Annotated in this window: 1 protein-coding gene; it reads left to right on the top strand. The window is 33.0% G+C overall.

Going from position 1 to position 931, the window contains the following annotated elements; translation table 11 throughout:
- Positions 1 to 600 precede the first annotated feature (600 nt).
- Entirely contained in the window at positions 601 to 861 is a 261-nt protein-coding gene (locus ACS8FD_RS17725) for a DUF4212 domain-containing protein (protein ID WP_299221704.1), read from the top strand.
- The last annotated feature ends 70 nt before the right edge of the window (positions 862 to 931 follow it).

Consider the following 931-nt stretch of genomic DNA (forward strand, 5'->3'; position numbering starts at 1 on the left):
GTTTATGACTAACCAGTTTAATAATAACAATATTGTTATTTGACTTTTATAACAGATGTACAGATTTTGTAGTTGTCTATAATTCTTATATACATTTTTAGTTTTGGCAAGTGTAAAACATATGTGTAAAAATAACGATTACAGTGATGTTGTTTAATCAATAATAAACTTATTTATGATCAAATTTGTATTGTTAACTTTATCTACCTCAGATACAAGTCAAATAGAGTTTAACAAACAGAATATTCAAAAGGTTGGATAAAAACGACGGAGTGTTAATTTATATAAACCTCCTTTGAATTTTTAAATTACGCTGTTCTCTAAGATACGTTGCTACGTTACATTGTCAGCGATATTGCACCAGTGATTATATCTTTATAAGATTTTAGTGTTACAAGAAATCGCCTCAAGCTTATCCATGTTGTTGGTAATTTTTGATTAATAATATTGATTGGTCATTCTGTTTTAGTTTTTTGTACCCTGTGGCTCTATTCTTTCGCTATAAACGATACAGCTTTAGACAGTATATGCTAAACCATAATGACTTATTAAAACTCAATTATTAGTCTTGTATTTATGTCAGGCAAAAGGAGTTGTCCTATGGAAAACCACAACGACCCATCCGGTTATTGGCGTGCCAATGTCCGTCTCATCTTAGGTAGCCTTGTTATCTGGGCTCTATGTTCTTATGGCTTTGCTATTTTATTACGTCCGCTACTTGCAGGAATTCAATTCGGTGGTGCTGACTTAGGCTTCTGGTTTGCGCAGCAAGGATCCATTGGTATATTCATTATCTTAATTTTCTTCTACGCTTGGCGTATGAATAAGTTGGATAAACAATACGGCGTAGATGAGGAATAAGCCATGAGTCAGTATGTCATTAATATTATTTTTGTAGGGCTATCTTTCGCGCTCTACTTCGGTATTGCTA

This window comes from Psychrobacter sp. 1U2 (assembly GCF_051847575.1).